Raw genomic sequence first — 5,916 nt, forward strand, 5'->3', positions numbered from 1 at the left:
CCCGCCGCTTCACCCGCGATGCGGCGGGCCGCGACCTGCATGACATCGACCTCTTCGAGATCAGTCTGGTGACTCACCCCATGCAGCATGGGGCCCGGGTCCACATGATCGCCTGATCCTTTTCCTCCCCGTGTGAAAGGCCTTGATTGCATGGAAAATCCCGAAACCCCCTTCGTTGGAACTGGCCCGCTCGATGCCTCCTTCGACCTGCTCGCCCGGCAGGAAGCCGCCGATCAGGCGCTGACCGCCCTGCGCTCCGACATCGCCGAGGTGAAATCGCGTCTGGACCGCCAACACCGCGCCGACAGCCGCCTGCCGCTGGGCGGCAGCACCAGCCCGCAGTCCAGCAGTTTCACCGAAAACTATCTGCGCCGGGGGCAGGAGGCAGAGCTGAAATCGCTCACCATCGGCGCACCCGCCGATGGCGGCTATGCCGTGCCCACGCAGCTGGATGCGCGCATCGCCGAAAGGCTGACCGCCATCAGCCCGATCCGCGCCATCGCTCAGGTGGTGCAGACCAGCACGGCGGATTACCGCAAGCTGATCTCGCTGGGCGGCACCGTCTCGGGCTGGGTCAGCGAGAGCGCCGCGCGCAATGCCACCGCCACCCCCAGCTTTGCCGAGATCGTGCCGCCCTCGGGCGATCTTTATGCCAACCCCTCGGCCAGCCAGCAGATGCTCGACGATGCGGCCTTCGATCTGGAAAGCTGGCTGGCGCAGGAAATCGCCACCGAATTCGGCCGGGCCGAGGGTGCGGCCTTTGTCAGCGGCACCGGCACCAACCAGCCGAGCGGCTTCCTCTCCACCCCGATTGCCAGCACGGCTGACGCCACCCGCGCTTTCGGCACGCTGCAGTATCTGGCCAGCGGTGACGCCGCCACGCTGGGCACGGCTGCCGACGGTCTGCTGATCGATGTGGTGATGACGCTCAAGGCCGGGCATCGTCAGGGCGCGGTCTGGGTGATGAATGCGAAAACGCTGTCCGCTGTGCGCAAGCTCAAGGATGCCGATGGCGCCTTCCTGTGGCAGGGCAGCCTGATCGACGGCCAGCCCGACCGCCTGCTGGGCTACCCCGTGGTCGAGGCCGCCGATATGCCCGATGTTGCCGCCGGGGCCACCCCCATCGCCTTCGGCAACTTCCAGAACGGCTACATCATCACCGAGCGCTTCGGCACCCGCCTGCTGCGCGATCCCTACAGCAACAAGCCCTTCGTCAACTTCTACGCCACCCGCCGCATCGGCGGCCAGGTGCTGGACAGCGAGGCGATCAAGCTGGTGAAGATCGCCGCTTCCTAAGCGTCCCCGCAGGCCGGGTTCCTCTCCCGCCCGGCCTTCCCTCGCGCCCGTGCCGCCCCCAGAGCTTTGCCCCTGGCTGGCACGGGCGCCCTTTTCCTGATCCATGATGGAGGCCGCCCATGATGCGGGTAATCGTCACGCCTGCGGTGCTGCCGCCTTCGGCGCTGGCCGAGTTGAAGCAGTGGCTGGGCATCTCCACCACGCAGGATGATGACAGCCTGGCCGCCCTGCTGGCCATGGCGCTGGAGGTCTGCGCCGATTTCACCGGTGTTCTGCCGTTGCTCTGCACGGTGGAGGAAGGGCTGACGCTTTATGGTCTGCGCCCCGGCGAGCCATGGCCTTTCGCCCATCCCCGCTGGCATCGGCTGAGCAGCACGCCGGTGCGTTCGGTCACCTCGGTGGCGGGAGTGCAGGCCGATGGCTCGCAGATTTCCACGCAGGATTTCGAAATCCGCATCGACGCCTCGGGCGCCTGCCAAGTGCGGATCGAAGCGCCTGTGGGGTGCTCCAGCGCCGTGGTCACGTTTGAGGCCGGTCTGGCGGCGGATTGGGACCATCTGCCCCAGCCGCTGCATCACGGCATCATCCGCCTTGCCGCCCATCAGTACCGCATGCGCGAAAGCGCCGGAGCCGATGCCCTGCCACCCGCCTCGGTGACGGCGCTGTGGCGGCCCTATCGTCGCATGAGAGTGGCATGATGTCGGCCACGCCCAGCCCTTCGTGGGATGAACTGGCTGCGCAATTGGCCGCTCTGGCCGGGCAGATGGCTCAGGACCGGCAGGTGGTCGATGAGGCCGATGATCCCGCGCGTTGGCGCGACGCCTCCACCCTCTGGCCCGGCTTCGGCACGGTGAAAGGATAGACCATGGACCTGCCCCTGCGCGCCGCGCTGATCTCATGGCTGGCGGCTGATCCCGATCTGTCGGCCCGGCTCAACGCCATCACCGAGGAAGCGCCCGCCCGCACCAGCCTGCCCTGGCTGTCCATCGCCACCAGCGCCAGCGCCGACTGGAGCACCAAGACCGAAACCGGCTACGAGATCCGCATCGCGCTGGAGCTTCACTGCCGGGGCGATCTGCCCGATGCCGCCGCCGCTCTGGTCAGCGCCGTGGATGCCCGCATCCGCGCCCTGCCCGCCCAGCAAAGCGGCTTTCGCGTGGCGACGATCCGCTTTCTGCGCGCCGGCACCCAGCAGACCGATGCCGCCACCCGCACCGCGCTGATCGAATTCAGCTTCCGCACCATCAACGGAGACCGCTCATGACTGTTCAATCCGGCGCCGCCTTTCTGCTGAAAATTTCCGATGGCGCGGCCACGCCCAGCTATCAGACCGTCGCGGGGCTGCGCACCACGCAGATGTCGGTGGCGGGGCAGGCCGTGGCCGTCACCAGCAAGGACAGCGGCGGTTGGCGCGAGCTGCTCTCGGGCGGCGGGGCGCGGTCGATCTCGGTCAGTGCGGCGGGGGTCTTCATGGGCTCGGCGGCGGAGGGGCAGATCCGCGACAATGCGCTGTCGGGCGTGCTGGCCTCCTATCGCCTCAGCTTCGAGGACGGGCAGAATCTCACCGGCCAGTTCCTGGTGCAGAAGCTGGAGTACTCCGGCGATTACAATGGCGAGCGGGCCTATACGCTGCAGCTGGAAAGCTCCGGCGCGGTGGTGGCCGGATGAGCGATCCCGCCGCCAATGCGTCGCCGAACCCTTGGCGCGGCGAGGCCAGCCTGCTGATCGCCAACGCCTCGCATCTGCTGCGCCCCAGCTTTGCCGTGCTGGTCGCCGCCGAGGAGGAACTGGGGCCCTTGCTGGCGCTGGTGGAACGCGCGGCGGAGGGGCAGTTGCGCCTTGCCGAGATCGCCGCGCTGTTCTGGCACTGCCTCGCCCGGCGTGACGGTCTGACCCGCGAGATGGTGGGCGATGCCGTACTGGAAGCCGGGCTTGCCGCCGCCACCGCGCCCTTGCGCATCCTGCTGCGCCAGATCGTTCAGGGCGCCGGATGAGCGAAAAGGCCCTCGGCTCCGCCGCCAACCTCCTCGCCGGGCTGAGCGCGCGCGTGCTGGGCTGGCGCCCGCATGAGTTCTGGGCCGCCACCCCCGCCGAACTCGCCGCCGTGCTGGCGCCCGAGGCCGATCCGGCCCGCGCCGCCCTCGCGCCCTTGTCCCGCGCGGATCTCAACCGCCTGATGGAGCAAGACTGATGGCCACATCGCGTTATACCCAATCCACCAGCACCGCCTCCCCCACGCAAAGCCTGATGGTGGAGGTGCGCGCCGTCACCCAGGGCTTTGCGCAGGATCTGGCGGCGATGCGCTCCAGCGTGGACACATCGCTGGTCGGCGGCTTCACGCAGGCGGGCGGCACGCTGGACAGCAGCCTGTCCAATGCGCTGAAGAAGGGCACCAGCGGCTTTGCCGATCTGCGCGAGGCCGGGATCAGCGCTCTGGCCGCCATCGCCGCTCAGGCGACGGGCGTGCTGAGCAGCAGCGGCAGTTCCGCGGGCATCACCAGCCTGCTCTCCGCCGTCAGCGGCCTGCCGGGGCGGGCGACAGGAGGCCCGGTTTCCCCCGGGCAGGCCTATCTGGTGGGCGAGCGCGGGCCTGAGGTCTTCGTGCCCACCGCCGCCGGTTCCATCGCCAACACTGGCAATGGCGGCAACCGCACCATGAATGTCGCCATCAATATGAGCAGCAACGCCGGGACCGATGCGCCTGCCGCTCTTGCCCGCTCCTCGCGCCAGATCGCCAGCGCCCTGCGCCGCGTGATGGTGCAGAGCTGAAAGGAACACCCATGGCCTTCTGGCTCGCCTCACAGCGTCAAGGGCAGGACAGCGACTGGCTCCAGCGCTTCGACCCGCGCTTCTGGACCATCGACTTTCCCCGCCCGATGATGGCCAGCGCCATCACCCCCACCCCCGATGCCCTGCGCATCGATGCCACCTTTCTGCGGCAGGGCGATCTGGCCGGGCTGATCTGGGCCAGCGAGGACACGCTCGATCACCCGCTGCTCGCCTATGCCACGGACCGCGATTACAGCCGCACCACGCTGAGCTTCCGCTGGCGTTCTGCAGGCATCCTGCCGCTCGATGCCGTCAATGGCCCCACGCTGACCATCGAGGGCCGCGACGCCAGCGGCCAGCCGCATAGCTGGTTTGTCCGTCTGTGGAATTTCGCGCAAGGCACCAGCGAAGATGCCCGGATCGCCCTGCCCTTCAGCCAGCTTTTCGGCGGCTGGACCAGCGATGTGGCCGATCCGCTCTATCCTGCCGATATCGACCGCATGTTCATCTCGCTGGTGGCGCCGGGCTATGTGCAGGGCTCCACCACGCCCTTCGCGCAGGCGCTCGACGGCTGGGCCGAGTTGACGCAGATCCGCTGCGACGGCGACCGGGCGATGCTCTCCATCGGCAATGTCTTCGTGCCGCCGCATGGGCTGGCCATCGCCACCGCCTATGACGATCAGTGCAACCAGACTCCGGCGCGGCTGATCCGCAGCCTGCGCCAGTTGGGCTATCGCGGCAGCGTGCTGCATTATGTGGGGATGAGCCATCATTTCCGCCTGCATTATGCTGGCGCGGACTGTCTGGTGGATACGACGGGCGATGTGCTCTGCACCCCAGCGCGGGCATGGCACGGGGCATTCTTCGCAGCTTGCGCGCAAGCGGGTCTCTCGCCCATCGCCTCGCTCTCTTATGAGGTGCTGGCGCAGCATTGCCCGCCCGCATGGGCCCAGCGCGCCGCCGATGGCGCCGCCGGGCTGACGGGCTGGGATCCGCCCTCCAACCTGCTGTCACCGGCCAATGCTGAAGCGATGGGTTGGCTGCAAGAGGTGGCGCGCGCCTATGTCGGGCTCATGCAAGCGGCCGGCGTGCCCCTGCGCCTCCAGATCGGCGAGCCATGGTGGTGGGTGCTGGGCGATGGCCGCATCTGCCTCTATGACGACGCCGCCAAGGCAGCCTTCGGCGGCAACCCCGTGGCGATCCCCGATCTGCGCGCCACGCTGAATGCCGCCCAGACCGCCTTGCTCGATCAGGCCGGCGTGCTGCTGGCCAGTTCCACCGCCGCCATCGCCGCAGCGGCCAAAGCGCAGGCGGGCAGCACGCCATGCGAGGTGCTGCTGCTCACCTTCCTGCCGACGGTGCTGGACCCGGCCATGCCCGAGGCCCGCCGCGCCAACCTGCCCATAAGCTGGGCCTGGCCCGCCTTCGACCGCCTGCAGGTCGAGGATTACGACTGGCTCACCGCCGGGGCATCGGCGCTGAGGCAGGCTGGTTATGCCACGATCAACCAGCGTCTGGCCTATCCGCCCGGTGCGCAGGATTACCTCGCGGGCTTTGTGCTCAACCCCGGCCAGGGCGACCTCTGGCGGCGGATCGATACCGGCGTGGATGAGGCCCTCGCTCGGGGCGGCCATGAGGTCTTCGTCTGGGCGCTCCCCCAGATCTGCCGCGACGGTTACCTGCGCCTCCCCAACGCCAAGGACACGGATATGAACGCTTTCGACGATGTGCCCTATCCGCTGGCGCTGGGGCTGGACGCAAAGATCACGCAGGAGTTCTCCACCAGCATCGCCACCACCGCCTCCGGCTTCGAGCGGCGGGGCAGCCTGTGGAGCAACGCCCGCCTGCATT

At 68.5% G+C, this 5,916-nt stretch carries 9 protein-coding genes; all 9 read left to right on the top strand.

What is annotated here, in order from left to right; translation table 11 throughout:
- The first annotated feature begins 150 nt into the window (after positions 1-150).
- Positions 151-1,296 carry a phage major capsid protein gene (locus SR3_RS29795; RefSeq protein ID WP_068094915.1) on the top strand — a complete coding sequence of 382 codons (1,146 nt, stop codon included), beginning with the start codon at positions 151-153 and terminating at the stop codon, positions 1,294-1,296.
- A 119-nt stretch (positions 1,297-1,415) separates the two neighbouring features.
- Positions 1,416-1,994 (top strand): head-tail connector protein, encoded by a 579-nt coding sequence (locus tag SR3_RS29800; RefSeq protein ID WP_068094919.1) that lies wholly within the window; start codon positions 1,416-1,418, stop codon positions 1,992-1,994.
- Positions 1,991-2,158 (top strand): hypothetical protein, encoded by a 168-nt coding sequence (locus SR3_RS31740; RefSeq protein WP_157099214.1) that lies wholly within the window; start codon positions 1,991-1,993, stop codon positions 2,156-2,158. Before SR3_RS29800 ends, SR3_RS31740 begins: the two co-directional genes overlap by 4 nt.
- A 3-nt stretch (positions 2,159-2,161) precedes the next feature.
- Positions 2,162-2,560 carry a DUF3168 domain-containing protein gene (locus SR3_RS29805; protein ID WP_068094920.1) on the top strand — a complete coding sequence of 133 codons (399 nt, stop codon included), beginning with the start codon at positions 2,162-2,164 and terminating at the stop codon, positions 2,558-2,560.
- Positions 2,557-2,964 (top strand): phage major tail protein, TP901-1 family, encoded by a 408-nt coding sequence (locus SR3_RS29810; protein ID WP_068094927.1) that lies wholly within the window; start codon positions 2,557-2,559, stop codon positions 2,962-2,964. Before SR3_RS29805 ends, SR3_RS29810 begins: the two co-directional genes overlap by 4 nt.
- Entirely contained in the window at positions 2,961-3,290 is a 330-nt protein-coding gene (locus tag SR3_RS29815; protein ID WP_068094931.1) for a gene transfer agent family protein, read from the top strand. The genes SR3_RS29810 and SR3_RS29815 overlap by 4 nt, the downstream gene beginning before the upstream one ends.
- The gene (locus SR3_RS29820) at positions 3,287-3,487 is read left to right on the top strand and encodes a phage tail assembly chaperone (protein WP_068094934.1); all 201 of its coding nucleotides are present in this window, start codon (positions 3,287-3,289) and stop codon (positions 3,485-3,487) included. The genes SR3_RS29815 and SR3_RS29820 overlap by 4 nt, the downstream gene beginning before the upstream one ends.
- The gene (locus SR3_RS29825; RefSeq protein ID WP_068094937.1) at positions 3,487-4,065 is read left to right on the top strand and encodes a lysozyme family protein; all 579 of its coding nucleotides are present in this window, start codon (positions 3,487-3,489) and stop codon (positions 4,063-4,065) included. Before SR3_RS29820 ends, SR3_RS29825 begins: the two co-directional genes overlap by 1 nt.
- Positions 4,066-4,076: 11 nt before the next feature.
- Positions 4,077-5,916, top strand: a 1,840-nt coding sequence (locus SR3_RS29830) for a non-contractile tail sheath protein (protein WP_068094942.1), incomplete at its 3' end; no start/stop codon positions are given.

Source organism: Novosphingobium rosa NBRC 15208 (genome assembly GCF_001598555.1).
GTDB lineage: Bacteria > Pseudomonadota > Alphaproteobacteria > Sphingomonadales > Sphingomonadaceae > Novosphingobium > Novosphingobium rosa.